Genomic DNA, 26,726 nt, shown 5'->3' on the forward strand with positions numbered 1-26,726 from the left:
GTCCCCCGGACGACGTACCGGGGCTTCCGCGCGGCCTCGGCGAGCGGGCGCGGGACCGGTCGCGGCGGACGGCGCCGCGGCCCGCACGAGGGGACGGCACGACACCTTCACAGGTGTTCGCGGACACTTATTCCCGTTGCCCCGTTCGTCCCGGGATGCTGGAGTGACCCCATGGATCATGCAGCGGTACTGGCTCTGTTCGACCGGGACATGCGGGAGGGCGCGCGGCCCGACACGCCGGGCGCCCGGGTCGAGCGCGTCGGCAGGGTGGTGCGCCACATCGGCGCCGACAAGAGCTGGAACGGGGTGCTCTGGTCCGACCTCGACGAGGCGGGCGCCGACGCGGCCGTCGCCGAACAGGTGCGGTTCTTCTCCGGGCTCGGGGGCGGCTTCGAGTGGAAGCTGTACGGACACGACCGGCCCCGGGACCTGGGGCGGCGGCTGCGGGCGGCGGGCTTCACCGCCGAACCCGAGGAGACGCTGATGGTCGCCGAGCTGAGCGATCTGGCCCTCGACGTGGAACCGCCCGAGGGCGTACGGCTGCTGCCGGTCACCGACCGCGCGGGCGTCGCCCTGGTCGCCGAGGTCCACGAGCAGGCCTTCGGCGGTGACAGCACCCGCCTGCGCCACCAACTGCTGGCCCAGCTCACCGGCGACACGAACACGGTCGTGGCCGTCGTGGCCCTCGCCGGCGACGTCCCGGTCAGCGCGGCCCGCATGGAACTCCCGCCGGGGGCCCGGTTCGCCGGGCTGTGGGGCGGAGGCACCGTCGAGGCGTGGCGGGGGCGGGGAATCTACCGCGCCCTCGTCGCCCACCGCGCCCGTGTCGCCGCCGAGCGCGGCTACCGCTACGTCCAGGTCGACGCCTCCAGCCTGAGCCGCCCCATCCTCACCCGCCTGGGCTTCCAGCCGCTCACCACGACCACGCCGTACGTGTACGGGGGCTGACGGCCGCGGAGCGGCCGCCGCTCCGCGGCCCCGGGCCCGGATGTCAGAGGCGTCTGTCAGGCTCCGGCCATGGAGATGACGCTGCAACTGACGATCGACTGCGCCGACCCGCGGAAACTGGTGGCGTTCTGGAGCGAGGCCCTGGGCTACGTGCCCGAACCCCCGCCGGGCGGCCATGCCACCTGGCGGGAGTACTGGGTGGCCCTGGGCGTGCCCGAGGAGGAGCTGCCCGCCGGCGCGGGCGACGTCCCCGAGTCGATCGTCGACCCCGCGGGACACGGGCCGCGGATCTGGTTCCAGCAGGTTCCGGAACCCAAAGCCGTCAAGAACCGCATGCACTTCGACCTGAAGGTCGGCGGCGGGCGGGACGTCCCGCTGGAGGTCCGCGCCCGGCGTGTCGCCGCCACGGTGGAAAGACTGGTCGCGGCCGGTGCCGGGGTGCTCCGGACCACGGACGAGCCGGACGCCGGGCAGTACGCCGTCCTGCTGGAGGACCCGGAGGGCAACGAGTTCGACGTCGTCTAGGCCCTGTCGTCACATTCCCGTCGTCGCCCGAAGGGCGGCCCTGCGGCGTCGTGGGGGTTCCCCCTGCCCGAGCGAAGCCGAGAGCTCGGGGGAGCGTGCTCTGGGGGTACCCCCTGCTCGAAGAGCTAGGGGGAGTGCCGGGCGTCGCGGGGCAGGCGGGAATTTGACGACAGGGCCTAGGAACCCTCCGGCCACACGGCTCGGGGCGGCCCGCCGACCGCCGCCACGAGGACGGCCCGCCCCGCGGCGGGGTTCAGTGCGCGGGGACGCCCGGCCCGAGCACCGGCAGCCGTACCTCCGGGTCGTCGAGACTGACTCCCGTACGCAGGTCGAACTCCTGCTTGTGCATCGGGGAGGCGACGACGGGGCGGCCGTCGCGGGTGCCCATGATGCCGTGGGCCATGACGTCGGCGCCGGAGTAGGGGTCGTGGTTGCCGACCGCGTACAGGTTGCCCTCGCCGTCCTTGAAGAGCGCCGCCTCGGTGCCGTCGGGGAGGACGGCCACCCTGCCGCGGCCCGGTTCCAGGGCCCCGGCGTCGGGCTCGCCGGTCAGCCGCCCGAAGCGGCTGAGCTTGGCCGGGTCGGCGAGGACCGCGGCCCATTCGTCCTGGTAGCCGGCCACGTGCCGCTCCATCTGCGCCTCCAGTTCCGCGCACAGGCCCAGCGAGTCCTCGATCAGGACCTCCTTCAGGTGCTCGACGCCACCGTCCAGGCGTTCCAGCCAGGCGGAGGTGCGTTCCAGGCGTTCGGCGGTGCGGACGTAGTACATGAGGAAGCGGTCGATCAGCTTCAGCAGCGCCTCCCGGTCCAGGTCGGCGGCCAGGAGTTCGGCGTGGCGGGGACGGGTGCCGCCGTTGCCGCCGACGTAGAGGTTCCAGCCGTTGGCGGTGGCGATGACCCCGAAGTCCTTGCCGCGCGCCTCGGCGCACTCGCGCAGGCAGCCGGAGACACCGCCCTTGAGCTTGTGCGGGGAGCGCAGGCCGCGGTAACGCAGTTCGATGTCGATGGCGAGCTGCACGGAGTCGCCCTGGCCGAAGCGGCAGAAGCGGGAGCCGATGCAGGACTTCACGGTGCGCAGCGACTTGCCGTACGCGTGGCCGGACTCGAATCCGGCCGCCACCAGCCTGCGCCAGATGTCGGGAAGCTGCTCCCTGCGGGCGCCGAACATGTCGATCCGCTGGCCGCCGGTGATCTTCGTGTAGAGGCCGAAGTCGCCGGCCACCTCGCCGATGGCCACGAGCTGAGCGGGGGTGATCTCGCCGCCGGGGATGCGCGGGACGACCGAATAGGTGCCGTCCTTCTGGAGGTTGGCGAGATGGAGGTCGTTGGAGTCCTGCAGGCCGGCCTGTTCGCCGTCGAGGATGTGGGTGAGGCCCAGCTCCGGGGACAGGGTGCCGAGGACGTTGGCGACCACCGGCTTGCAGACCGTGCAGCCCTCGCCGCCCTTGCCGTGACGGACCATCAACTCGCTGAAGGAGTCTATGCGTTCGTCGCGCACGACGGCGTAGATCTCGGAACGGGAGAGGGCGAAGTGCTCGCACAGGGCCGTGCTGCGCACGACGCCCTCCGCGTCCAGGATCGCCTGCAGCGTGCCGACGCAGCCGCCGCAGCCCGTGCCGGCCCTGGTGCACTTCTTCACCCCGTCCACGTCGGTCAGGCCCTCGGCGGCGATCGCCGTACGGACCATGCCCTTGGTGACGTTGTGGCAGGAGCAGACCACGGCCTCGTCGGGGAGCGTGTCGGCACCCGGCGCTTCGGCGGACTCCGACGGGCCCACGTAGGCGGCGGGCGGAGCGGGCAGCGAGCGGCCGGTGTGCGGCCTGAGGGTGCCGTACGCCTGCGCGTCACCGACGAGGATGCCGCCGAGCAGCCGGCCGTCGGGGGCCAGGAGCAGCTTCTTGTAGACGCCCTCGCTCTCGTCGGAGAAGACGACCGCGGTCGCCCCCGCCTCGAAGGGGTCGCCGAAGGAGGCGACGTCGGCGCCCATCAGCTTGAGCTTGGTGGAGGTGTCCGCACCGGTGAAGCGGGCGGTGCCGGTGCCGGTGAGGGCGTCGGCCGCGGCCTCGGCCATCTGGTAGCCGGGCGCGACCAGGCCGTACACCCGGCCGTCGGCGGTCTGCGCGCACTCACCGATGGCGTACACGTGCGGGTCGCTCGTACGGCAGTGCTCGTCGACCACGACCCCGCCGCGGTCGCCGACGGCGAGACCCGCCTCCCGGGCGAGGCCGTCGCGGGGCCGCACACCCACGGAGAAGACCACCACGTCCGCGTCGATCGTGCGGCCGTCGGAGAGCCGGAGCCCGCGGGTGACACCGTCCGTGTCCGTCTCCACCCGGCTCGCGGCGACGCCGGTGTGCACGGTGACGCCCATCTCCTCGATGGTGCTGCGCAGCACCGCCGCGCCGCCGTCGTCGACCTGCAGCGGCATCAGCCGGGGCGCGAACTCGACGACGTGCGCCTCCAGCCCGAGGGTGCGCAGTGCCCCGGCCGCCTCCAGGCCGAGCAGACCGCCGCCGACCACCACGCCGGTCCGCCTTCCCCGCGCGTACGCCGTGAGGGCGGCGACGTCGTCCAGCGTGCGGTAGGTGAAGGTGCCGGGGGCGTCGACGTTGTCGACCGGCGGGACGTAGGGGTCCGAGCCGGTGGCCAGGACCAGCGTGCCGTAGGGCTGGACGTGACCGGAGGCCGTGGTGACCGTGCGGGCGGCGGTGTCCAGGTGCTCGGCGGGGTCGCCCAGGCGCAGCTCGATGCCGTGCCGGTCGAGGAAGTCCTGGGTGGTCAGGGCGAGGTCGGCGGGGTCGGTGCCGGTGAAGACCGAGGACAGGTGGACCCGGTCGTAGGCGGGGCGGTCCTCCTCGGTGAGGACCACGACCGACCGTCCGGCGGTGCCGTCGCCTCCCAGCGCCCCGCGGTCCGCGAGGACCTCGAGCAGGCGCTGGCCGACCATGCCGTGGCCGATCAGGACGAGGGGCTGCGGCTGCGGCTGCGGCATGGGGGTCACGCTCCTGGGCGGGGGTCACGGTGGCGTCTGCGGGTCCGTACGTCATGTCGACCGTAGGCCGGCTCCGGGGCGGGACCGACGCGCAAAGGGCCCCAACCGCGGGACCTTCGGCCGGTGTGTCCAGGCCCGAAAGGCCCGACGGGTCGTGGCCGGGCGGCCGTACCGGCGCGTCGGCGGGCTCCGTAGCGTCGGGACCATGGACACCAGCTCCCCCGCACTCGTACTCGCCGTCCACGGCAGCGCCGACCCGGCGGCCGCGGCGGTGACCGGTCTCCTCGCCGACGCCGTGACGGCGCTGGGCGGTGTCCGGCCGCAGGTCGGCTGCCTCGAGGAACGGCAGCCCGCCCCCGGCGTCCGCCCCGGCCCGCGGTGGCCCTCGCTCGACGGGCTGCTGGACCGGCTCGCCGCACGGGGGCAGGAGCGCGCCGTGGTCGTGCCCCTGCTGCTCGGGGACGGTTTCCACCGCAGGGTCGACGTGCCGGCCGTGCTGGCGAAGCCCCGGACGCTGCGCTGCACCCTCACGCGGGGACTGAGCGGCGAGCCGGACGTGGCCCTGGCCCTGTACGACAGGCTGCGCGCCGCCGAGCAGACGGCGGGCGGACGGGCCGACGCCGTGGTCCTGGCCTCCGCCGGCTCGCGCCGCCCGGACGGCACCGCCGGGGCCAGGATCGCGGCCGGGCAGCTGCGTTCCCTGCTGACGGCGGCTCACGGCGGTGAGCCCGCCGTGCCCGTGCCGCCCGCCTACTGCTCGGCCGCACGGCCCACCGTGCCGGAGGCCGTGGCCGGGCTGCGCGCGGCGGGCCACCGGCGTGTCGCCGTCGCCACCCATCTGCTGGCACCGGGCCGCTTCAGCGGGGAACTGCGCGACGCCGGTGCCTGGGCGGTCGCCGAACCGCTCGGGGCCCACCCGCGCATCGCCCGCCTGGTGGTGCGGCGCTACACCCGGGCCGCGGGCGTGGCACACCATCCGGCGGCCGCCTGAGGCCGGCGCGTCGCCGGCCGACGGCGTGCCCGGACCGGCCGGTGCCGTCGAAGACTCACGAACCGTTCTCCCGGAGGTCCAGCCGGTACTCCAGCTCCCGGTGGGTCGGCCGGTAGCCGAGCGTGTCGTTGATGCCGATCATGTGCGCGTTGCTGTCGGCCGTGTCGGTCAGCAGGCCGGCGAGTTCCGGGTACCGCAGACGGGCCGCGCGGACCGACTCCGCCTTCATCCACAGCCCGAGGCCGTGGCCGCGGTGCTCGGGCAGGACGCCCGTTCCGTAGTGCTGGGCGTCGCCCCGCCCGTCACCCGGCACGACGAGTTCCGAGAATCCGGCGACCGAGCCGTCCGAGCGGTCCACCACGGCCATCGTGTGCAGCGCGTCGCCGCGGTCGAGGACGGCCTCGGCCACGGCCACGACCCGCTCCACGTCCCAGACGACGACGCCGAAGTCGCTGTCCTCCATCGGCATGTCGTCCATGGCCCGCCGCGAGTCGGCGAAGGTCCGCGCGAGCTCGGGCGGCACGACGCCGTCCCAACTCCTCAACTCGTATCCGGGGTGCGGGCGTTCCACGATCCCGGTCACGGCGTCGAGGTCCAGCCCCGGCAGGGGGAGGCGGGCGAACGTCAGGGCCAGCACCTGGCGGAACCCGTGTGCCGCGAGAAACGGTTCGCCGGGAGAGCCGGCCGTGACACGGGCGACCAGTGACCGCCGTCCGTCGCCCCGCGCGGCGGCCAGAGCGGCGTCCAGGAGGGCGCCGCCCACCCCGGCGCGCCGCTCGGCGGGGTGCACCGTGATCTCCAGCTCGGCGCGATGGTCCTGTCCCTTCCTGTCGGACAGCCAGAGGAACGCCGAGCCCACCGGGGCCCCTTCGGCGTCCGAGGCCAGCCAGGCCAGACGCCGGCTCGACGGGGAGGAGTCCGGATCGGTCAACGGCGTGATGCGTGGCGGCAAGATGTCTCCGTGACGTGGGGCGCGGGCATGCGAAACCCGCAGACCGTAGCCGCGCGCACCCCGGCACCGCAACGCAATTCGACGGGCGCCGCCCCGCGGACGGGCCGTCGGCGGGCCGCGCCGGACTCCGGCGGCCCGTCCGGTGTTCCAACCACGGGCCACGGCCCTGTGACCGTGGCACCGCCCGGCCGCCCGGCCGCCCGACCGCCAGGCGGCCCGTCCGGCGCTCCGCGCCGCGGGTCGCCCGGCCGCCCGTCCGGTGTTCCTCGCCACGGGCCCCGGCCCGGTCGAGCCCCCTCGGCCCGGACACCGCCCGGTCGGGGAGCCGAGCCCTGTCAGCCGCTTCCGGCCCGCTTCCGGTCGCTCAGTGCCGCCCCCTCGCCCGGTCCAGCGCCGCCACGCCGATCGCGGCGAGACCTATCTGGATGAGCCACTCGATCCAGTCGACGCCCTTCGTGTCGGCGACGCCGAACGCGGCGGCGATCCCCGACCCGATGAACGCGGCCACGACGCCGACCACGATCGTCCAGAGGATGCCGATGCGCTGGCGCCCCGGCACGGCGAGCCGACCCAGCACCCCGATGACGATGCCGATGACGACGGCACTGATGACGCCCGAGATCTCCATCTCCGCCCCTTGTCGTCGGACTCCCGCTGCACTGAACCTGCCCGCTGGATCCTGGGTGCAGTCCCTTCCGGTTATTGCCCGCGCGGCCACCACCCACCGCGTGCTGTTCGACAACGACCACGCCGAGACCGCGGGCAACGCGGACTTCCTGGACGGGCGCACTGTCCTCGTGGGGCGTGGCCCTGCAGAAGACCGGCAACCACAGTCTGAAGAGGGTGTCTTCGGGCTCTAGCCTCACCTACGACGGCACGGCCGCGACCGACCTGTCGAACTTCGACGAGCTGGTGCTGCCCGAGCTCGACATGCTGTTCACCAGGGCAGAGAAGGCCCTTCAGCCGTCAGCAGGTTGGTGAACAGATCTTCCGAGAGCTTGCCTCGGACCCTGAGGTCCGGGATCACGGGTGCCTGGAAGACGGGCTCACCGCCTCCACGGGCCAGCAGGACCTTCATCATCGGCTCCCAGGCTCCCGAGTTGAACCAGAGTCCCTGGACCCGCTTGAGCGTGGCCTTGGAGATGCCGAAGGCGCTGTCCAGCTCCTCCCAGGTGACTCCGGTGCGGAGCCGGTGCAGCATCGCCCGCAGGGCTTCCCGGGTGTCGTAGCGGCCTTTCAGGAGCGCCGCGTCGATGTCCAGAAGGATGTCCTGGACCTGGCCCCATGCGGTGTCGTCCGGGTCCGCCGGAGCCGGCGTCCCGCTCTCGACGTGCCAAGCGGCGACCGAGCAGCGTCGCCCGCTGCGGCGGGCGAACCTGTGCCGCTCGGGCGTGACCCTGATGTCGAACATGTCGACGACCTCGGCCTGCTTGTCGAGGTCGAGCGTGTGCAGCTTGCCCTTGGCTCGCTCGATCATCTCGACCATGCCCTTGGCCGGCTCCTGGGCCGAGTCGAAATCGGCCAGCCAGGCCTCCGTCTCGGCGAGAGAGGCACGCAGCGCCTCCAGCTCCATGTTGAGCTCGTCCGTGGCCTCCTTGACGGCCTGCTCGTCAAGGTCGAGGAGCACGGCGTTCTTGAATGCGTTCGTCAGCGCCTTCTGGCGGTCCGCCGCCTGCTTGCGCAGGGACTCCGCTCGCTCGTTGTAGGCATCGTGATCGCCCGGCAGGCTCTCCGCCCATTCCCGGGCGAGCTGACGCAGCCTCTCGGGCTGTTCCATGAAAGCCTCCAGGCGGCCCCAGACGCCCTTCTCGACAGCTTCGGCTTCCAGGTAGGAGTCACCGCACGGCGTGGCGCCAACGGCACCCTGACAGCGGTACATCCGCGTGCCGTCGGGCAGGCCGGCGCCGACGTAGGTCTTCCCGCATGAGCCTTCGATGCGACGGCTCAGCGGATAGCGCCCACTGGCCCGCTTGTCCCGGCCGCGGTCCTTGAGCGCCTTGGCCAGAGCCTGGGCGCGCTCCTCGGAGAGGACGCGCGGCACAGGCAGGGCGACAGTCGGCCCGTACAGGGGCGTCCCGTCCTCGTCCACCTTGGTCTTCGTCGTGCCGTCCGGCTCGTCCATGAGGTTCTTGCGCAGCCACTCGCCAGCCGCGTCGGTCGAGACGACCACGGCGTACGACACCTTCAAGGCCCGGGTGCTCAACAGCAGCGGCACCATGATTCGTCGAGTGGAACGAATCCGTGTACACCGTTCCTGAAGACCGAGCGGTGGTGAATCCTGTCTCCAGGACCGCAGTTGCTCGGCCGAACATCCCGAACGGTGTCGGGCTCCCCGCTGCCTCAACGTTGTGGGAGGTGCCCTCAGGTCGCCCGAGTCCGTCCCGCGGCGGGCGGCACGGATCGTGTCCGTGGTCCGGGACGCGAGGGCGGGATTCCTCCACGGGCGGGGCCGGTGGGCCCGGCCCCGCTTCAGGAACCCGACCTGCGCTCGAACACCACCTCGCGTGCCGTCCCCAGGGCCGTGGCCACCGCGCCGAGCAGGACCGCGTCCTCGCCCAGACGGCCGGGTGCGATCTTCGGGCGCAGGGGGGTCAGGGTGCGCAGGGTCTCGCGCACGGGCCGCAGCAGCAGGTCGACGCTGTGTCCGACCCCGCCGCCCAGGACGACCAGGTCGGGGTCGAGCACCGCCGTCACGGCCGCCACCGTGTGCGCGATCCGCTCACCCTCCAGCCGGACCGCCTCGGCCGCCGGACCCTGCCCCTCCCGCGCCGCGTCGAAGACGGCCTTCGCGGTCAGCTGTCCGGTCATGCCGAAGTGCCGGGCGGCCTCGACGACCGCCTCGCCGGACACCGCCTCCTCCAGGGTGCCGGGCCCTCGCCGGCCCGGCCAAGGGAGGAAGCCGATCTCGCCGGCCCCGCCGTGCGCCCCCGTGAACAGCCGTCCCTCGCTGACGACGCCCATGCCGAGACCGGTGCCGATCATAATGTACGCGAACAGCCGGCTGCCCGCGCCGGCCCCGTACGTGTACTCGCCGAGGGCCGCGAGGTTGGCGTCGTTGTGCACTTCCAGCGGGACGCCCAGTTCCTCGCGCATCCGGTCGAACAGGCCCGCCCGGCCCCATCCGGGCAGATGCATCGCGTACCGCACCCGGCGCCGCTTCTCGTCGTACACGCCGGGTGTGCCCACCACCGCGTGCGCCACCTCGTGCGCTCCGGCGCCGGAGCCGGCGACGACCTGACGGGCGGTGGACACCACGAGGTCGGCCATGGCCCCGGAGGTGCGGGCGCGGTTGCGCACGTCGGCGCGCGCGATCACCGTGCCGTCGAGATCGGCGACCGCCACGCGCAGCCAGCCCCGGCCTATGTCGATGCCGAGCGCGTACCCGGCGGCGGGGTCGGGGGCGTACAGGACGGCGACCCGGCCGCGCTCGGGTGCCCGCGTGCCGACCTCGTGGACGAGTCCCGCCTCCTCCAGCGCGGCGAGCGCGCTGGAGACGGTCGGCTTGGACAGCCCCGTCTCGCGGGCGAGCTGGGCGCGCGAGGCGGGGCCCCCGGCGCGCAGCCGGTCGAGGAGCAGCCGTTCGTTGGCGCTGCGCAGCCGGCGGCGGTTCCAGGGCTGTCCGGGCTGCTCTGCGGCGTCGGTGGCGGGCATCGCGTCATTCTCGCTCATGCGTCACGCCCCCTTGACGTGCTTAGTAAGTCTCCTTAACTTTATCGCCCAGTCGACCTCGCCGGGCGGGCCGAGGGGAGTCCGGCACGGTGCGGGCGCCCGCCGCCCTCAATCCCCCGGCCGTCCCCGGGGCGGCCGTCACCTCGTACTTCTGCGCACGTTTCGTCCTGAGGAGGATCCGTGTCCGGTACCCCGTCGGCCGTCGGCGGCTTCGTCCGCCGCGTCGGCCTGTTCCAGGCCATCGCCATCAACATGAGCCAGATGTGCGGCATCGGGCCGTTCGTGACGATCCCCCTCATGGTCGCCGCGTTCGGCGGACCGCAGGCCGTGATCGGATTCGTCGCGGGCGCGCTGCTGGCGCTCGCCGACGGACTCGTCTGGGCCGAACTCGGTGCCGCGATGCCCGGTTCCGGCGGCAGTTACGTCTATCTGCGCCAGGCCTTCCAGTACCGCACCGGACGCCTGATGCCCTTCCTGTTCGTCTGGACGGCGATGCTCTTCATCCCGCTGATCATGTCCACGGGTGTGGTGGGCTTCGTCCAGTACCTCGGCTATCTGGCCCCCGACATGAGCAGGACCACCGGTGACCTCGTCGGACTCGGCATGGTCGCCCTCGTCGTCCTCCTGCTGTGGCGGGGGATCGAGCACATCGCGCGGATCACCGCCGTCATGTGGGCCGTGATGATCACCTCGGTCCTCCTCGTGATCGTCGCCGCCGCCACCGACTTCAGCGCCGCCCGCGCCTTCACCTACCCGGCGCACGCGTTCGCGCTGTCCACCGGCCACTTCTGGGTCGGCTTCGCCGCGGGCCTGACCATCGGCATCTACGACTACCTCGGTTACAACACCACCGCGTACATGGGCGCCGAGATCAAGGACCCGGGCCGCACCCTGCCCCGCTCCATCGTCTTCTCCATCCTCGGCATCATGACGATCTACCTGCTGCTCCAGATCGGCACGCTCGGCGTCATCGACTGGGGGCGGATGACCGACCCGGGCGACGTCGCCTCCACCTCGGTGGCCTCGGCGGTCATGGAGGAGACCTGGGGCAGGGGCGCCGCCGACACGGTCACCGTCCTCATCCTGATCACCGCGCTCGCCTCGGTCTTCACCGGGCTGCTGGGCGGTTCGAGAGTGCCCTACGACGCCGCCCGCGAGGGCGTGTTCTTCCGCCCCTACGCCAAGCTGCACCCCAGGCACCGCTTCCCGACGCTGGGTCTGGCCACCATGGGCGTCGTCACGGCGGTCGGGTTCCTGATCGGCCGTCACACCGACCTCGCCACCCTCATCCAGCTGCTGACCACCGTCATGGTGATCGTCCAGGCGCTGGCCCAGGTCGTCGCCCTGTCGGTGCTGCGCGGACGGCAGCCGGGACTGCGCCGTCCGTACCGGATGTGGCTCTATCCCCTGCCGAGCCTCCTCGCCCTCGCCGGCTGGCTCACCATCTACGGATACGCGGACAGGAACTCCCCGGGCCGCCACCCCATCGAGTGGTCGCTGGCCTGGCTCGCCCTCGGCCTGGTCGCCTTCGCCGTCTGGGCCCGGCTGGAGAAGGTGTGGCCCTTCGGTCCGAAGGAGGTCGGCGAGGAGTACCTGGCGCCGCCGTCCCCGGAGGCGGAACCCGCGGAGGCGTGACGGACGGTCGTACGGCACGACGGCACAGGGCGTCCCGGACGTACCGACGCCGGAGCGCCCGCCACCGTCGGAGCCCCGCCCCGTCCGGTCCGCTCCTCCGTTCCACGGAGGCCGTCCGCGCTCCCGGGACGGTCGGTCTCCCGGAGGTCCCTCACCCGAGGCGCGGCCCGTCGTCCTCGAGATGGCTCCAGGTCCGCAGGACGACGGCCCGGCCCTTCGCCGTACGGATGACGGGCTCGTCGTCGGTGAGGGCGAATCCCGTCGCCCGGGCGACCGCCTCGCTCGCGGTGTTCCCGTCCTCGATGCACAGCACGACACGCCGGCCGCCGACGTGGCGGCGGGCGAAGCCGACGACGAGCCGGACCGCGCGGGTCGCGAGCCCCAGGCCCCGGTGGGCCGCCCCCACGCCGTAGGCCAGCTCGACGTCACGGTCGTCGGCCGTGCCGGGGAACAGCAGGATCTCGCCCCGGGGCCGCGTGCCGTCCGTGGTGATGGCCAGCTGCACGCTCCGTCCCTCGGCGCTCTTCTGCTGGGCCGCCGCGAGATAGGTGAGCGCCGCCTCGGTGTCGAAGGGCGAGACGACCGGCGTCCACCGGTCGATCTCGGGATCGTCGTAGAGCGCGACGAGGTCCTCGACGTCGTCGTCGGACCACTCGCGCAGATGCAGCCCCAGCCCGCCGATGAGCAGGGGCCGGGGGAAGTCGAACGTCGGTCGGCTGTCCATCGGACGATCGTGGCGTGCCGGGCGGGCGAAGGCCAAGGAGGCGAGGAGGCGCACATGGATCCGGACGGCGCGGCCGGTGTCCGATCGGGTGCCGTCCGGATGCGCGGGGGCCGGGTCACGATAGAAAGGGGACATCGTCCGATCGTCGGGAGGCCGTGATGCTCGTCCCCTTCGGAGCCCTTGATTTCCTGGACCGTGCCGTCACCGTGTACGGCGACCGCCTCGGTGTCGTCGACGAACCCGACCAGCCGGCCGAGCCCTGGGAGGGGCTGACCTACCGGCGCGTCGGCGAACTGGCCAGAGCCCAGGCGGCCGGGCTCGACGCGCTGGGCGTCCCGCACGGCGCGCGCGTGGCCGTCGTCTCGCCCAACAGCGCCAGGCTCCTCACCTCGTTCTTCGGCGTCAGTGGCCACGGCCGGGTCCTCGTGCCGGTCAACTTCCGGCTGACGGCCGAGGAGGTGGGCTACATCGTCGAGCACTCGGGCGCGAGCGTCCTGCTCGTCGACCCCGAACTGGCCGACCGCTTCGACGGGGTCGCCTGCAAGCACCGTTTCACGCTCGGCGCCGCCGCGGACGCCGAGCTGTACCGCTTCGGCGCCGAACCCCGTCCCTGGGACGCGGACGAGAACGCCACCGCGACGATCAACTACACCAGCGGCACGACGGCCCGGCCCAAGGGCGTCCAGATCACGCACCGCAACATCTGGGTCAACGCCACGACCTTCGCCCTGCACGCGGGTGTCACCGATCGCGACGTCTATCTGCACACCCTGCCCATGTTCCACGCGAACGGCTGGGGGATGCCCTTCGCGATGGCGGGGCTCGGCGTCCGGCAGATCGCGCTGCGCAAGGTCGACGGGGCGGAGATCCTGCGCCGGGTCGCCGAGCACGGCGTCACGGTGATGTGCGCGGCCCCGGCCGTCGTCAACGCGGTGCTGGCCGCCGCCGAGTCCTGGGAGGGCGAGATCCCCGGCCGCGACCGGGTCCGCATCATCGTCGCCGGGGCGCCGCCGCCCACGAGGACCGTCGCGCGGGTCGAGTCCCTGCTGGGCTGGGAGTTCATCCAGATCTACGGCCTCACCGAGACCTCGCCGCTGCTCACCGTCAACCGCACCCGCTCCGAATGGGACGGCCTCGACGCGCAGGAGCGTGCCGGGAAACTGGTGCGCGCCGGCGTCCCCGCGCTGGGCGTGACCCTGCGCACCGCCGCCGACGGCGAGATCCTCGCGCGCTCCAACGTCGTGCTGGAGGGGTACTGGGAGCAGCCCGAGGAGACCGGACGGGCGCTGGCCGACGGCTGGTTCCACACCGGGGACGGCGGATCCATCGGCGAGGACGGCTACCTGACGATCAGTGACCGCAAGAAGGACGTGATCATCACGGGCGGGGAGAACGTGTCCTCGATCGAGGTGGAGGACACGCTCTTCAGCCATCCGGCGGTCGCCGAGGTCGCGGTCATCGGCGTGCCGCACGAGAAGTGGGGCGAGACCGTCAAGGCCCTGGTGGTCCTCGCCCCGGACGCGGAGGCGACGGAGAGCGAGCTGATCGGGTACTGCAAGGAGCGTCTCGCCGGGTACAAGGCGCCGACCTCGGTCGAGTTCCGCGGCGAGCTGGCCCGGACGGCCACCGGCAAGCTCCAGAAGTACAAGTTGCGCCGGCCGTACTGGGAAGGACGCGACCGGGACGTCAACTGAGCCTTTGTCCGGGCGACTTCGCCCGGCCCGGGGCTTTTCGGCGGTGAGTCCTCAGGGCGCGCCGAGCAGCCGGGCGACGGCGCGGCGCGCCCGGTCCGGGGCCTGTGGGTCGCGGTGCAGTTTGACGGACTGGCCGGCCGCGAGGACCACCCCGCCCAGCTCGAAGGCGAGCTGGTCCGCGTCCGTGTCCTCGGGGAGTTCGCCGACGCCGATCCCCGTGTCGATCTCCGCCTTGACGTACGCGGTCCACGTGTCCAGAGCGGCCAGGACCGCGTCGCGGACCGGGCCGGGGCGGCCGTCGAACTCGGTGGCCACGGAGGTGAGGAAGCAGCCGCCGTGGCCCTCGCCCTCGGCCATGTAGGCGATCCACTCGTCGTAGGCGCGGGCCAGCCGCTCCGTGCCGGGCCGCGCTCCGACCGCCCGCGCCGGCACCCGCAGGGTGAACCGCTCGACGGCCGCGTCCAGCACGGCGAGCTGGAGCGCCTCCTTGCTGCCGAAGTGGCCGATCACACCGGCCTTGCTCATCGCCAGATCAGCGGCGAGACGTCCGATGGTGAGCCCTTCGAGGCCCTCGGCGGAGGCCAGTGCCAGGGCGCTCCCGATGATCCGGTCGCGGGTGGCGGCGGTTTCGGCGACGGACTTGCGCGGGCTCATGCGCCCACCTTAACCTAACGACCGTTCGCTATTAGCTCACGAACGTTCGTTATCTAATGGTGGCGCCACCTGGGGACACCCGTATGCGCCCGAGAGGGACTCATCGTGAAGATCCACCACCTGAACTGCGGTTCCCTGCGGACGATCGACACCGACGAGGGAGGCCTGCCCGCCGTGTGCCACTGCCTCCTCGTCGAGACCGACCGCGACGGTCTCGTCCTCGTCGACAGCGGCATCGGTACGGCGGACGTGGCCCGGCCCGAGGAGAGCCTCGGCGCGGACTTCCTCGGCCGCGCCCGGCCCGCCCTGGACCTCGCCGAGACCGCGCTGCACCAGGTCCGCGCCCTGGGCTTTCGGCCCGAGGACGTACGGCACGTCGTGCTCAGCCACCTCGACGTGGACCACGCCGGCGGCCTCCCCGACTTCCCCTGGGCCAAGGTCCATCTGAGCGAGGCCGAGCACCGCGCGGCCATGGCGGCACCCGGCGTCCATCCCGAGGACCGCGTCCGCTACCGGCCGTCCCAGTGGGCGCACCGACCGCACTGGGTCACGTACGCGCAGCCCTCGGGAGACCCCTGGTTCGGCTTCGACGCGGTCCAGCCGCTGGAAGGCCTGGAGGCGGAGATCCTGCTCGTCCCGCTCGGCGGGCACACCCGGGGCCACAGCGCGATCGCCGTCGAGGACTCCGGGCGATGGCTCCTGCAGTGCGGTGACGCCTACTACTTCCACCGCGAGATCGACCCGGACCGCCCCGCGGGCCACCCGGGCCTGGACCTCCTCCAGCAGACCGCCGAGGTGGACCGGCCCCTGCGGCTCGCCAACCACGCGCGGCTGCGGGAACTGGTCCGCCTGCACGGCGACGAGGTCGACGTCTTCAGCGCCCACGACCCCTGGGAACTGGCCCGGTACACCGGCGGGGCGTGAGCGCCTCCCGCGCTCAGACCTCGACCGCCGGGCGCAGGCAGTCGCGCAGCTGGTGCATGCCGCGCCGGGAGTGGCTCTTGACCGTGCCCAGCGGCCAGCCGGTGCGCTGGGCGATCTGCGTCTGGGTGAGGTCCTCGTAGAACGCGAGGTGCAGGACCCGGCGCTGCGGTGTCGGGAGCTTGGCCAGCTCGTGCCGGACGAGGACGCGGTCCAGCGTGGCCTCGGGGCGGGTCCGGGTGTCGTCGGCGAGGACCAGCAGGGCGCCGGCCGCGCCCACCAGTTCGCCGCGCCGGGTCCGTGCGGACAGGGCGTCGGCGATCTTGCGCCGGGTGATGCCGACGAGCCAGCCGGCGACCGTGCCGCGCTCCGGGCGGTAGCCGCGCGCGCCCCGCCACACGGCGAGGAACACCTGCTGGGTGACGTCCTCCGCCTCGCGCGCGTCGCCCAGCGAGCGCCGGGCGAGGGACTGGACGAGGGGCGCCCAGCGCCGGTACGCGGTGGCCAGTGAGGCCTCGTCCCCGTCGACGATGCCGCGCGCCAGGTCCGTGTCCGTGACCGCGTCCCCGGGCTCCGCGGTCGGCTGGTCGGCAGTCGGATCTGCGCTCATGGCCATGGCTCCTCGCTCCGGGAACTCCCCGTGCGGGGCCCGTGAATCGATTGTGTGAACCATGGGACAGAGGCGACAACTCGCATCGTTTCTGCGTCGTATAGTCGCCGTATGGGTGAGAGCCGGTCGGAGCGGCGGCGGTCGGAGCAGGGGCGGGAGCCGGGCACGGGATCCGCCGGAGCCGGTGTCACCACCGGCGCGCTGGCCCGCCGCCTCGGAGTGTCACCCACCACGCTGCGCTCCTGGGACCGCAGGTACGGAATGGGACCCGCCGTCCGGTCCGGCGGGCGGCACCGCCGCTGGACGCCCCAGGACGTGGCGATGCTCGAGGAGATGTGCCGGCTGACCTCGGCCGGAGTGCCGCCCGCCGAGGCGGCCAGGGCGGCCAGGGGGCTGTCCGGCCCGCCGGCGCCCGGGGCCGGGGGCGCGGCCGACGAGCCGGCCCTCCTCGTACCGGCGATCGGAGCGGAGTCCCTCGGGGACCCCCGGCAGGAGTGCAAGGGCCTGGCGCGCGCCGCCGTACGCCTCGACGCTCCTTCCGTGGGCGACCAGCTGACCTCGCTCGTCGAGCGGCACGGCGTGGTCGTCGGCTGGGAGGAGGTGATGGTGCCGGCCCTGCACGCGGTGGGCCGCAAGTGGGAGTCCGCCGGGGACCGCTACGTGGAGGTGGAGCACCTGCTGTCGTGGCAGATCTCCCGGGTGCTGCACCGCGCCCCCGGACCGGTGGGTCCCGGAGCGCCGGCCACCGGCGCGGGACCGATCGTGCTGGCCTGCGTACCGGGCGAACAGCACTGCCTCCCGCTGGAGGCGTTGCACGCGGCACTCGTCGAACAGGGCCTGCCCACCCGTATGTTCGGCCCCGCGGTGCCCCCGGAGGCGCTGACCGCGGCGGTCCGGCGACTGGGGCCGGTCGCCGTCGTGCTGTGGTCCCAGACCCGCTCCACGGCCGACCGCCCCCTGGCCCGGCACGTCGCGGCCACCACCTGGGGGGTCAAGGGCGCCCGCGCGCGTCCCACCGTCCTTCTCGGCGGCCCCGGCTGGGCCGGGCGCACGGAACCGGACATGCTCCGGCCGGCGGGACTGCGGGAGGCGCTGTCCTCGCTGGTGAACCTGTCGGGCGGCCGGACCGGCCCGCCTGCCGACGGCTCGACCGGTCCGCCGGGCTGACGGGTGCCCCGACGCCCGTACGGCCGCCGTCGCGAACTCCCGCCCGGACGGCCGCCGTTCCCGTGACCGTCCGGTCAGCCCACCGTCGGCGTCGGAGAGGGCAGCTGTGCCCCGCCCGCGGGCAGCGACGCCCCGCCCGCAGGCAGCGACGCCCCGCCCGAAGGCAGCGACGCCCCGCCCGAAGGGAGCGCGGCCCCGCCCGCCGGGGGCGTCAGGACGACCTCGGGCTCGCCAGGCTGCGGCGGCGGAGGCGTCAGGTTGACCGCGGGCACCTTCGGGAGGCTGGTCTCCTGGATGATCACCTGGTCGAAGTCGACCAGTCCGGTCTTCTCCATCACGGTGATGTGGTCGAGCACGGTGTCGTTGGCCTGGTCGGCGAGCTGCCGCACGAGCGTGTTCTCGGTCGTGGCGCGGATCTTCGCCACGGTCGAGAAGATCTGTCCGTGGGTCAGGCGCAGGATGTTGGCGAAGTCGGTGTTGAACTTCGAGCCGGAGTCCGCGCTCAGCGTCGCCACGAAGCCCTGCTGCTGCGGGGACGGCTTGTTGGGGAGCGTGATGCCGAGCTCCTTGGCGACCTTGCGGCTCGTGGCGTCCAGTCCGGCGTGGCCCGCGATCAGGTGCTGTCCCGCCGTGCGCACCTCCGGCGTGGTCCCCTTCTGCAGGGCCAGCTGTCCGACCGGGTACTCCCACAGCCCCGCCGCGCGCACCTTGACGACGAAGTCGCGGTCGGCCTCGGTCAGCGGCCCGGAGGAGGGGTTGGCGATGACGCGGACCGGGGCGGCGGACGTGGTCTGGATCCCCAGCATGGACGGATAGGCGAGCGCGGCCAGGGTCAGCGTCAACGCACCGGTCACGACGAGGGTTCCCACGTTCCGTGTAATGCGCATCGAGGAGCCTCCTGGGGGCGGGTACGGCGGTTCCTGAGCGGTGGCTCCGGGGTGGCCGCGCGGTGGATCCGGTGCACACGGATCCGGTACGAGTGGTTCGGACGACCACTTGTACGGCGGCGCACCGCTGAGGAATCTCTACAACAGGTAAAATCCTCGGCAGTTTATATTCGGTTCGGCCCGGCCTGTGCACCCGGTCGCGGTGACGCCGTCAGTCCAGGTCCCGGGCCCTCCTGAACCGGGCCAGCCCCTCGGACAGGTCGACGATCGGGTCCGGGTAGTCGCGGGCGGCCCGGTCCTGGCCCCGGAGCTTCCACGGCTCGTGCACGGCACGGCCCGCGATTCCGGCCAACTCGGGCACCCAGCGTCGGACATATGCCCCGTCCGGGTCGTAACGCCTGGCCTGGGTCACCGGGTTCAGGACACGGTTGGGCCGGCTGTCCGTGCCCGTTCCCGCCACCCACTGCCAGTTGAGCTGGTTGTCGGCGACATCGCCGTCCACCAGCAGGTCCAGGAAGTGCCGGGCCCCGACCCGCCAGTCCACGTACAGCGTCTTGGCCAGGAAGCTCGCGGTGAGCAGGCGTCCCCGGTTGTGCATCCAGCCCTCGTGGCGCAGCTGCCGCATCGCCGCGTCCACCACCGGATAGCCGGTCCGCCCCTCCCGCCACGCCTCGATGTCGTCCGCAGCCTCGGCCTCCGAACGCCAACGGTCGTGCCGGGGACGGTAGTCGGCGGTGGACGCGTCCGGCCGGGCCGCCAGCACCTGGTGGTGGAAGTCCCGCCACGCCAGTTGCCGCACGAACGCCTCGGCGCCCGGACCGCCCGCGCCGCGCGCCCGGTGGACCAGCTCGACCGGGGACAGCGTGCCGAAGTGCAGATGGGGGGAGAGCCGGGAGGTGGCGTCGCCGGGCAGGTCGTCGTGGCGGTCCTCGTACGCCCCGATCCCGTCGCGCAGCCAGGCCGTCAGCCGTTTTCTGGCCTCCCCTTCGCCGCCCCGGGCCAGCCCCTCGGACACCGAGGACACGTCCGAGCGCGCGGGGACCGCCTCCGAACCGACGCCGTCCGGCACCCGGACGACCCGGGGAGCCGCGACCGGGTCCCGCAACGGCTGTCGCTCCCATCGCCGGTGGTAGGGCGTGAAGACGGCGAAGTGGTCGGAGGCCGCCGGGGTCACGGCGCCGGGGGCGAGCGCGGTGACCACCGCGTCGTGCACGTGCAGACGGCGTCCCTCCGCCTCCAGCGCGGAGCGCAGCCGCTCCTCCCGGCGCTGCGCGTACGCGCTGACCCCCGCCGCGACGCGCACCTCGTCGGCGTCGGCCTCGGCGGCCGCCTTGACCACCTCGGCCACCACGTCGCCGGAGCGCACCACCAGACGGCCGCCGCGTTCACGGAGCCCCGCGTCCAGATCCGTCAGGCAGTCGGCGAGGAACGCCATCCGGTTGGGGGCGGTGAACCCGGCGTCGGCCACGGCCTCGTCGCGGACGAAGAGCGGCACCACCGCGTCCGAGCCGTCGAGGGCGGCGCGCAGCGGCGGGTGGTCGTGCAGGCGCAGGTCGGAGGTGTACAGGACGATCGAGACGGTCATGGGGTGGCTCCGGGGCGGTGCTGAGGGGGTACGGCGTCGGTCTGCTTCGGCTCGGGCGGTCCGCGCGGATGCGCTGCGCGCGGCTTTGCGGGGTACGGCTCGGGGCGTGCGGTTCGGTGCGGCTCGTGCGGCTCGTGCGGGCGTCCTGCGGTCCGGCACGCACGGACACGGGCCGCCCGCCGTGGACCGGGCCCGTCGGGATCGGGAGCGCCGATGCGCGTCGGTGTCGGTTCTGCGTGGACGCGGGCCCGTCGGGAGGCGTCGGCGCGGGGGAGCGCGGGACCTGTCGGGAGTGGAGGAGCGCGGACATACGCCCGGGGCGACGGCCCGTCGCGGACGCGGGGGCCGACGGGAGACCGCGGACGCGGGGCCTGAGGCGGGTGTGTACGAGGGGCCTGCGGTGGACGTGGACGCGGGGTCGGTGGCGGGTGCGGGCGAGGTGCCGACGGTGGGTGCGTACTCGGAGTTGGTGGTGGGCGTGGATGCGGTGCCGGTGGTGGGCGTGGACGCGGGGTCGGTGGTGGGTGCGGGCGAGGTGCCGGCGGTGGGTGCGGATGCGGTGCCGGCGGTGGATGTGGGCGAGGTGCCGGCGGTGGGTGCGGACGCGGGGCCGGCGGTGGGCGTGGGCGAGGGGCGGCGGTGGGCGTGGGGGTCAGTGGGTGCGGGGGTCAGCGGGCCGGGGCGGGGGTCGTCGTGCCGACGGGAGCGTTCTCGGCGGCCCGCGCGATGTTCCGGGCCATGCCGCCGAACACCACGGCGTGGAACGGCGAGACGCTCCACCAGTACAGCTGCCCGAGCAGCCCGTGCGGATGGAACAGGGCCCGCTGCCGGTAGCGGGTGCGCCCGTCGTCCGTCACCTCGGCGTACATCTCCAGCCATGCCAGCCCCGGCAGTCTCATCTCGGCCCGCAGCCGCAGCAGACGCCCCGGCTCGATCTCCTCCACCCGCCAGAAGTCGAGGGAGTCGCCCACCCGCAGCCGGTTGGCGTCCCGGCGTCCGCGCCGCAGCCCCACCCCTCCCACCAGTCGGTCCATCCAGCCGCGCACCGCCCAGGCCAGCGGGAAGGAGTACCAGCCGTTGTCGCCGCCGATGCCCTCGACGACCCGCCACAGCTTCTCGGGCGACGCGTCCACGGTCAGCTCGCGTTCGTCCGTGTAGAGACTGCCGCCGGCCCAGTCGGGGTCGGTGGGCAGCGGATCACTGGCCGTCCCTGGGTACGAGGCCGACGACCAGCGGGTGGTCACCTGCGCGTCGCGCACCCGCTGGAGTGCCAGACGGACGGCGGCGTCGAAGCCGATCGGCCGCCCCGGGGGGTCGGGGACGTACCGGACGATGTCGTGCTCGCGGCACACGACCTCGTGGCGCAGCGACTCGGTGAGCGGGCGCGCGATCGACGCGGGCACCGGGGTGACCAGTCCGACCCAGTGACTGGACAGCCGCGGGGTGAGCACCGGCACCGGGAAGATCAGCCTGCGCGGCAGCCCGGCGATGACCGCGTACCGCCGCATCATCTCCAGGTACGTGAGGACGTCGGGGCCGCCGATGTCGAAGGCGCGGTTGACCTCCGGGGGCATCCCGGCGCTGCCGACCAGGGTGCGCAGCACGTCGCGCACGCCCATCGGCTGGATCCGGGTGTGCACCCAGCTCGGCGTCACCATCACCGGCAGCCGCTCGGTGAGGTAGCGCAGCATCTCGAAGGAGGCCGAGCCCGAGCCGATGATGACGGCGGCGCGCAGCACGGTCGTCGGTACCCCCGAGTCGAGCAGGATGCGTCCCACCTCGGCCCGGGACCTCAGATGCGGGGAGAGCTCATCGACCGGTACGCCCGCGGGGGTGAGGCCGCCCAGGTAGACGATGCGCCGCACACCCGCCGCCCGGGCCCGCTCGCCGAAGATCCGGGCCGCCCTGCGGTCCGTCTCCTCGAAGTCGCCGCCCGAACCGATGGCGTGCACGAGGTAGTACGCGACCTCGCACCCGCGCAGCGCCTCGGCGACCGAGTCGGCGTCCGTGACGTCGCCGCGCACCACCTCCGCCTCGCCCGCCCAGGGGTAGTCGCGCAGCTTGGCGGGCGAGCGGGCCAGACAGCGCACCCGGTACCCCGCGGCCAGCAGTTCGGGAACCAGCCGTCCGCCGATGTAGCCGGTGGCACCGGTCACCAGGCACCTCGGGCCGGTGCGGGTCTCCTCGTCGCTCATGGGTCCTCCGTCGGTCGCCGCCGTGGCCCCCTGGGGGACCGCCTCCTTCCCTGATCCCTTCCACCCGGGCGCCGCCCGCGGATGCGCCGGACGGGGCGACCGCCGGGTGCCGGGCGCCCGTACGGGGGAGGTGCCGGGGCTTCTATAGGCTGATCACGTGGCCAGACGAGACGACCGTGACGACCGGGCGGGTGATCCGGTCCCCGATGCGGGCCGGGAGCGGGAACAGGGCGTGACGACGGACCTCCACGCCTTCGCGGTCCAGCTGCGCCGGATGAACGGTGAGATCAACCGGCTGGTCCACGGCTTCGCCGGGGAGCACGGTCTGCACGCGACGGACGTGCTGGCGCTCGCGGCGATCCTCGACGCGCCCGAGCCGCTCACGCCCGGCCGGCTGCGCGAGCACCTCGGACTCACCTCGGGCGCGGTCACCGCGTGTCTGGACCGGCTCGAACGCGCGGGCCACATCCGACGCGTCCGGGAGAGCCCCGACCGCAGGGTCGTCCACCTCCACTACGTTCCCGACGCGAGGTCGGCCGCGCGCGCCCACTTCCGGCCGCTCGCCGACGTCACGGCGGACGTGCGAGCCGGTTTCAGCGAGGACGAGCTGTCCGTGGTGCTCCGCTTCCTGACCACGATGAACGAACGGCTCTCGGCCGTACGGTCCCCCGGGCGCTGAACCCGGCGGCGGACGTCCGCACGCGCCCCGCCCCGTCGCCCGGCGGCGGGGGATCCCGCGCGTCCCGGGCGCGGAAGCCGCCGTCCGGCGCATCCGTACGGCAGCCGGGGCCGGAAGTCCGGGCATGGTCTACCATCTGGCCGCGAGATATCTCGATCATTGAGATTGTCATTCATCGAGACACCCGTACGTGAAACCTGGAGAGCGATGTCCCTCACCCCGCGACGAGCCCTGTGGCTGATCCCCGTCGTCCTGCTCGTCGCCTGGCTCGGCATCGGAGGCACCCTCGGCCCCTACGCCGGCCGGCTCGGCGAGGTCTCCACCAACGACCAGGCCGCCTTCCTGCCGCGCAGCGCCGAGTCCACGAAGGTGGTGGAGCAGCAGCGCGCCTTCCAGAAGTCCGGGACGCTGCCCGCGATCGTCGTGTGGACGGTGGAGGGCGACGGTTCCACGGCCGGTGCCCGGCAGTCCGCCGCGACCCGCGCGCTCGCCTCCCTCGCCGGTACGCCCGGCGTGGTCGGCCGCCCGTCACCCGCCCTGCCGTCGGACGACGGCAAGGCGCTGGAGGGTGTCGTCCAGCTCAGGCCCGACCTCGGCAAGCAGCTTCCCGACACGGTCGACCGCATTCGTACCGCCGCCGGAGGCGTCCCCGGCACGACCGTGGGGATCGCCGGACCCGCGGCCAGCCAGGCCGACCTCGGCAACGCCTTCGCCGGGATCGACGGGCTCCTGCTCGGGGTGGCCCTGGCGACCGTCCTGGTGATCCTGCTGCTCGTCTACCGCAGCGTGCTGCTGCCCTTCCTCATCATCCTCGGGTCGGTGTTCGCGCTCGGCCTGGCCTGCGCCGTCGTGTACGTCCTCGCCGACCACGACGTCGTACGCGTCGACGGTCAGGTGCAGGGCATCCTCTCGATCCTCGTGATCGGCGCCGCGACCGATTACGCCCTCCTGCTGAGCGCCCGGTTCCGCGAGGAACTCGCCCTGAGCGCCGACCGGATCGCGGCCGCCCGGGCGGCGCTGCGCCAGTCCTGGGGCGCGATCGTCGCGAGCGCGGGAACCGTCGCCCTCGGACTGCTGGCGCTGCTGCTCAGCGATCTGACGAACAACCGGTCGCTCGGTCCCGTGGGCGCCATCGGCGTGGTCTGCGCCGCGCTGAGCTCGCTCACCTTCCTGCCCGCCGTCCTGGTGCTCCTCGGCCGCGCCGCCTACTGGCCGGCCAAGCCCCGCCCGGCGGGCGACGTGAGCACCGGCGGCGGCATCTGGAACCGGGTCGCGGACCTGGTCGACCGCGCGCCGCGCAAGGTCTGGGCCATGGCCCTGGCCGGGCTCCTCGCCTGCGCGGCCTTCGCGCCCACCCTGACCGCGAAGGGCATCCCGCTCTCCGAGATCTTCGTCGACGACGCGCCGTCGGTCGCCGCTCAGGAGACCCTCGGACGGCACTTCCCCGGCGGCTCGGGCAACCCCGCCGTGATCATCGCGAACGCGGACCGCGTCGACCGGGTCACGTCCGCGGCGCGCGCGACGGACGGTGTCGCGTCGGCCGCCGCGGTGACGGAGTCCGGGCGGCCCGGCGGGGGAGCGCCCCGGGTCGTCGACGGCCGGGTCCGCGTCGACGTCACCCTGCGGTCCGCCGCGGACAGCGACGCGGCCAAGGCCACGGTCGCGCGGCTGCGCACGGCGGTGCACGCCGTACCGGGCGCCGACGCGATCGTCGGCGGCTACGCGGCCCAGCAGTACGACACCCGGCAGACCGCCGAACGCGACCGGACGCTCATCGTGCCGGTGGTCCTCGCCGTCATCCTGGTCATACTGACCGTCCTGCTCCGCTCGCTGCTCATGCCGGTGCTCCTGGTGGCCACGGTGGCGCTCAACTTCCTCGCCACCCTGGGCATCTCCTCGCTCGTGTTCCGGCACGGGTTCGGCTTCACCGGAACCGACGCGTCCGTGCCGCTGTACGGCTTCGTGTTCCTGGTGGCCCTCGGCGTGGACTACAACATCTTCCTGATGTCCCGGGTCCGTGAGGAATCGTTGCGTCACGGGGTGCGCCAGGGCGTGCTGCGCGGACTCGTCGCCACCGGCGGGGTGATCACCTCGGCGGGCGTGGTGCTGGCCGCGACCTTCGCCGCCCTCGGGGTGATCCCGCTGGCCTTCCTGGTGCAGATCGCCTTCATCGTCGCCTTCGGCGTTCTGCTCGACACCCTGGTCGTCCGCTCCTTGCTGGTGCCCGCGCTGGTCCGTGACATCGGCCGCCGGGCCTGGTGGCCGGGGGCGCTGAGCCGTGAGCCCGGAGCCGAGCCCGAGCCCGCGTCCGGAGCCCGGGGGAGCGAGCGCGTCGAGGTGTGAGAGGCGGCGGAACGTGCCCCTCCGGCCGTTCGCGGCCGTCCCCGGACGGCCGCGAACGCCCTGACATGTCAGGGAGAAAACCGGGCAACCGCATCCCACGGGACTCGTCGCTCCGGGTCCGACGTCAGAACTGGAGGTGTCTGGTCATGGGCACGAAGGTGCTGGAACGCTTTCCCGCCGGGGCTCCGCGCGGATCCTGGACCGCGGAGGAGTACGCGGCCCGACGCCGTACCGAGGGCCTGCAGGCGACGGTCGTCATGGACCTGAACTCGGACGCCTTCCTCGTGGTCGTTCCGGTGGGGGACGAGGACTGACCGGGGGCCGTGACGGGTTCGCGCCCCGGGCGTGCCGGGGTCACTCCCCGCGCGTCAGCTCGCCGCCGCGTTCCTCCGCCCTGCGGACGAACGCGGCGTGCAGCGCCCGGGCTGCCCGGGGCACCGAATCGGCCCGTCGGCGCCGCAGCATCAGCAGGACCCGTGTCGTGCCGTCGGTGAGCGGCCGGCAGGTGATCGCGCCGCACCTCTCCGGGGGATCGCCGACGACACTGAAGCCGGGCAGCACGGTCACCCCCAGTCCCTCGGCGACCATGAGCTTGCCCATCTCGGCACCGTCGGTGGAGTACGAGAACCCGGGCACCCGGCCCTCCAGGAACCGGTGGACGTAACGGTGCATCACATAGCCCGCGCGCATGGCGATGAGCGGTTCGTGCCCGGCCGGCAGATCGTCCGGTGACACCGCGGCCGGCGCCGCCGGCGGACTGTCCGGGCGGACGCACAGCACCGGCCGCCCGCCGAGCAGCCGGGTGGACTCGAAGTCCGCGGGCAGATCGTCGCCGTCGAGGTGGTTCACCAGGCCCAGATCGAGACCGCCCTCGGCCGGCGTCCGGTGGATCTCCGCCTGCTGGGCGCCGACCACCTCCACCTGTGTCAGCGGATGCGCCGCCCTGAAGTCCCGGACCGTGGGAATGAGCAGCGGCACGGTCGCCGCGTTCACCGTGCCGACCCGGACCATCCGGCGGACGCGGCACTGCTCGCCCGCCGCGCCGCGCAGCCGGTCCACCGCGTCCAGCACGTCGACGATGTGCGGCAGCAGCTCCCTTCCCTCGGCGCTCATCCGCGCACCCGACCGCTTGCGCTCCAGCAGGTCGACGCCCAGCTCGCGCTCCAGGTTCCGCACGGTCTCGCTCAACGCGGGCTGGGACAGATGGAGTTCCTCGGCTGCCCGGCGCAGCGAGCCGAGCCGGGTGACCGCCGCGATGTATTCCAGCTGCTCTATTCGCACAGCGGCAGAATGCTGCCGTCTTCCGGACCGGTTCAAGGGTTTCCCTGTCACGCCCTCGTGAAATTCGCCGGTCCGCGATGCGAGACCGGACCGCCGTTCCTTGACGGTCCGGACCGGGGGCTGCGACGATCGACGTCATGAAGATGCGACTGGACCTCACGCGGCGACGCCACGTCGACCTCGCGCGTGTCTCCAGCTCCTTCTGTCGCCGCGAAGTCTGACGGTCCCGGCAGTAGGGTCCCCTTCGCACGGACCGGTCCGCCCCGGCTGAATA

The 26,726-nt window shown here is 73.4% G+C and carries 23 protein-coding genes and 1 pseudogene; 12 read left to right on the forward strand and 12 right to left on the reverse strand.

What is annotated here, in order from left to right; translation table 11 throughout:
- Nucleotides 1-171: 171 nt before the first annotated feature.
- Together ACICHK_RS35655 and ACICHK_RS35660 are read left to right on the forward strand one after the other, a co-directional pair.
- A complete protein-coding gene (locus ACICHK_RS35655; RefSeq protein ID WP_406840151.1) occupies nucleotides 172-948 on the forward strand; it encodes a GNAT family N-acetyltransferase in 777 nt (258 codons plus the stop codon).
- A 69-nt stretch (nucleotides 949-1,017) separates the two neighbouring features.
- Nucleotides 1,018-1,473: a VOC family protein gene (locus tag ACICHK_RS35660; protein WP_406840152.1), complete on the forward strand. Its 456-nt coding sequence runs from the start codon at nucleotides 1,018-1,020 to the stop codon at nucleotides 1,471-1,473.
- 253 nt (nucleotides 1,474-1,726) lie between these two features.
- Here ACICHK_RS35660 and nirB read toward each other — a convergent pair whose 3' ends face one another.
- On the reverse strand, nucleotides 1,727-4,465 hold the full coding sequence (nirB, locus tag ACICHK_RS35665; protein ID WP_406840153.1) for a nitrite reductase large subunit NirB: 2,739 nt from the start codon (nucleotides 4,463-4,465) through the stop codon (nucleotides 1,727-1,729).
- Between the two features lie 205 nt (nucleotides 4,466-4,670).
- Here nirB and ACICHK_RS35670 point away from each other — a divergent pair, with 205 nt between their 5' ends.
- Nucleotides 4,671-5,456: a sirohydrochlorin chelatase gene (locus ACICHK_RS35670; RefSeq protein ID WP_406840154.1), complete on the forward strand. Its 786-nt coding sequence runs from the start codon at nucleotides 4,671-4,673 to the stop codon at nucleotides 5,454-5,456.
- A 55-nt stretch (nucleotides 5,457-5,511) separates the two neighbouring features.
- Here the strand turns inward: ACICHK_RS35670 and ACICHK_RS35675 are convergent, their stop codons facing one another.
- Both ACICHK_RS35675 and ACICHK_RS35680 read right to left on the reverse strand, forming a co-directional pair.
- The gene (locus ACICHK_RS35675) at nucleotides 5,512-6,408 is read right to left on the reverse strand and encodes a GNAT family N-acetyltransferase (protein ID WP_406840155.1); all 897 of its coding nucleotides are present in this window, start codon (nucleotides 6,406-6,408) and stop codon (nucleotides 5,512-5,514) included.
- 364 nt (nucleotides 6,409-6,772) lie between these two features.
- Nucleotides 6,773-7,036: a GlsB/YeaQ/YmgE family stress response membrane protein gene (locus tag ACICHK_RS35680; RefSeq protein ID WP_151473107.1), complete on the reverse strand. Its 264-nt coding sequence runs from the start codon at nucleotides 7,034-7,036 to the stop codon at nucleotides 6,773-6,775.
- Between ACICHK_RS35680 and ACICHK_RS35685 the strand changes: the two are divergent.
- Nucleotides 7,017-7,362: pseudogene (locus tag ACICHK_RS35685) on the forward strand (hydrolase); the annotation flags it as partial. The gene ACICHK_RS35680 and the pseudogene ACICHK_RS35685 overlap by 20 nt on opposite strands.
- Here the strand turns inward: ACICHK_RS35685 and ACICHK_RS35690 are convergent.
- Together ACICHK_RS35690 and ACICHK_RS35695 are read right to left on the reverse strand one after the other, a co-directional pair.
- Nucleotides 7,346-8,626, reverse strand: coding sequence for a hypothetical protein (locus ACICHK_RS35690; protein ID WP_406840156.1), 1,281 nt, complete (start codon nucleotides 8,624-8,626; stop codon nucleotides 7,346-7,348). The pseudogene ACICHK_RS35685 and the gene ACICHK_RS35690 sit on opposite strands and share 17 nt — an antisense overlap.
- Before the next feature lie 251 nt (nucleotides 8,627-8,877).
- Complete coding sequence (locus tag ACICHK_RS35695; protein ID WP_406841406.1) at nucleotides 8,878-10,059, reverse strand: ROK family protein; 1,182 nt, start codon at nucleotides 10,057-10,059, stop codon at nucleotides 8,878-8,880.
- Between the two features lie 198 nt (nucleotides 10,060-10,257).
- On the opposite strand from ACICHK_RS35695, the gene ACICHK_RS35700 reads away from it, so the two are divergent.
- Nucleotides 10,258-11,712 (forward strand): APC family permease, encoded by a 1,455-nt coding sequence (locus ACICHK_RS35700; RefSeq protein ID WP_406840157.1) that lies wholly within the window; start codon nucleotides 10,258-10,260, stop codon nucleotides 11,710-11,712.
- A gap of 151 nt (nucleotides 11,713-11,863) precedes the next feature.
- Here ACICHK_RS35700 and ACICHK_RS35705 read toward each other — a convergent pair whose 3' ends face one another.
- Entirely contained in the window at nucleotides 11,864-12,436 is a 573-nt protein-coding gene (locus tag ACICHK_RS35705) for a GNAT family N-acetyltransferase (protein WP_406840158.1), read from the reverse strand.
- A gap of 158 nt (nucleotides 12,437-12,594) precedes the next feature.
- Here ACICHK_RS35705 and ACICHK_RS35710 point away from each other — a divergent pair, with 158 nt between their 5' ends.
- Nucleotides 12,595-14,130, forward strand: coding sequence for an AMP-binding protein (locus tag ACICHK_RS35710; protein WP_406840159.1), 1,536 nt, complete (start codon nucleotides 12,595-12,597; stop codon nucleotides 14,128-14,130).
- Between the two features lie 51 nt (nucleotides 14,131-14,181).
- Here the strand turns inward: ACICHK_RS35710 and ACICHK_RS35715 are convergent, their stop codons facing one another.
- The gene (locus ACICHK_RS35715) at nucleotides 14,182-14,784 is read right to left on the reverse strand and encodes a TetR/AcrR family transcriptional regulator (protein WP_406840160.1); all 603 of its coding nucleotides are present in this window, start codon (nucleotides 14,782-14,784) and stop codon (nucleotides 14,182-14,184) included.
- Between the two features lie 105 nt (nucleotides 14,785-14,889).
- On the opposite strand from ACICHK_RS35715, the gene ACICHK_RS35720 reads away from it, so the two are divergent.
- Nucleotides 14,890-15,708: an MBL fold metallo-hydrolase gene (locus ACICHK_RS35720; protein WP_406840161.1), complete on the forward strand. Its 819-nt coding sequence runs from the start codon at nucleotides 14,890-14,892 to the stop codon at nucleotides 15,706-15,708.
- 13 nt (nucleotides 15,709-15,721) lie between these two features.
- Here ACICHK_RS35720 and ACICHK_RS35725 read toward each other — a convergent pair whose 3' ends face one another.
- On the reverse strand, nucleotides 15,722-16,315 hold the full coding sequence (locus tag ACICHK_RS35725) for a sigma-70 family RNA polymerase sigma factor (protein WP_151473115.1): 594 nt from the start codon (nucleotides 16,313-16,315) through the stop codon (nucleotides 15,722-15,724).
- A gap of 111 nt (nucleotides 16,316-16,426) precedes the next feature.
- Between ACICHK_RS35725 and ACICHK_RS35730 the strand changes: the two genes are divergently transcribed.
- Nucleotides 16,427-17,482, forward strand: coding sequence for a MerR family transcriptional regulator (locus tag ACICHK_RS35730; RefSeq protein WP_406840162.1), 1,056 nt, complete (start codon nucleotides 16,427-16,429; stop codon nucleotides 17,480-17,482).
- Nucleotides 17,483-17,556: 74 nt separating this feature from the next.
- Here ACICHK_RS35730 and ACICHK_RS35735 read toward each other — a convergent pair whose 3' ends face one another.
- The 3 genes from ACICHK_RS35735 to ACICHK_RS35745 form a co-directional block, all read right to left on the reverse strand.
- Nucleotides 17,557-18,369 (reverse strand): DUF4142 domain-containing protein, encoded by an 813-nt coding sequence (locus ACICHK_RS35735; RefSeq protein WP_406840163.1) that lies wholly within the window; start codon nucleotides 18,367-18,369, stop codon nucleotides 17,557-17,559.
- Nucleotides 18,370-18,580: 211 nt separating this feature from the next.
- Complete coding sequence (locus tag ACICHK_RS35740; RefSeq protein ID WP_406840164.1) at nucleotides 18,581-19,954, reverse strand: cryptochrome/photolyase family protein; 1,374 nt, start codon at nucleotides 19,952-19,954, stop codon at nucleotides 18,581-18,583.
- Between the two features lie 668 nt (nucleotides 19,955-20,622).
- A complete protein-coding gene (locus ACICHK_RS35745) occupies nucleotides 20,623-22,149 on the reverse strand; it encodes an SDR family oxidoreductase (protein WP_406840165.1) in 1,527 nt (508 codons plus the stop codon).
- 157 nt (nucleotides 22,150-22,306) lie between these two features.
- On the opposite strand from ACICHK_RS35745, the gene ACICHK_RS35750 reads away from it, so the two are divergent.
- From ACICHK_RS35750 to ACICHK_RS35760, 3 genes are all read left to right on the forward strand, one after another.
- A complete protein-coding gene (locus tag ACICHK_RS35750) occupies nucleotides 22,307-22,828 on the forward strand; it encodes a MarR family winged helix-turn-helix transcriptional regulator (RefSeq protein WP_406840166.1) in 522 nt (173 codons plus the stop codon).
- A gap of 207 nt (nucleotides 22,829-23,035) precedes the next feature.
- Nucleotides 23,036-25,171: an MMPL family transporter gene (locus tag ACICHK_RS35755; RefSeq protein ID WP_406840167.1), complete on the forward strand. Its 2,136-nt coding sequence runs from the start codon at nucleotides 23,036-23,038 to the stop codon at nucleotides 25,169-25,171.
- 146 nt (nucleotides 25,172-25,317) lie between these two features.
- Entirely contained in the window at nucleotides 25,318-25,485 is a 168-nt protein-coding gene (locus tag ACICHK_RS35760; protein WP_192582702.1) for a hypothetical protein, read from the forward strand.
- A gap of 40 nt (nucleotides 25,486-25,525) precedes the next feature.
- Here the strand turns inward: ACICHK_RS35760 and ACICHK_RS35765 are convergent, their stop codons facing one another.
- Nucleotides 25,526-26,452 (reverse strand): LysR family transcriptional regulator, encoded by a 927-nt coding sequence (locus ACICHK_RS35765; RefSeq protein ID WP_406840168.1) that lies wholly within the window; start codon nucleotides 26,450-26,452, stop codon nucleotides 25,526-25,528.
- Between the two features lie 143 nt (nucleotides 26,453-26,595).
- Here ACICHK_RS35765 and ACICHK_RS35770 point away from each other — a divergent pair, with 143 nt between their 5' ends.
- Nucleotides 26,596-26,673: a putative leader peptide gene (locus tag ACICHK_RS35770; RefSeq protein ID WP_365736108.1), complete on the forward strand. Its 78-nt coding sequence runs from the start codon at nucleotides 26,596-26,598 to the stop codon at nucleotides 26,671-26,673.
- Nucleotides 26,674-26,726: the final 53 nt, after the last annotated feature.

Origin of the sequence: Streptomyces sp. AHU1 (genome assembly GCF_045343905.1) — a bacterium.
Taxonomy (GTDB): domain Bacteria; phylum Actinomycetota; class Actinomycetes; order Streptomycetales; family Streptomycetaceae; genus Streptomyces; species Streptomyces triticiradicis.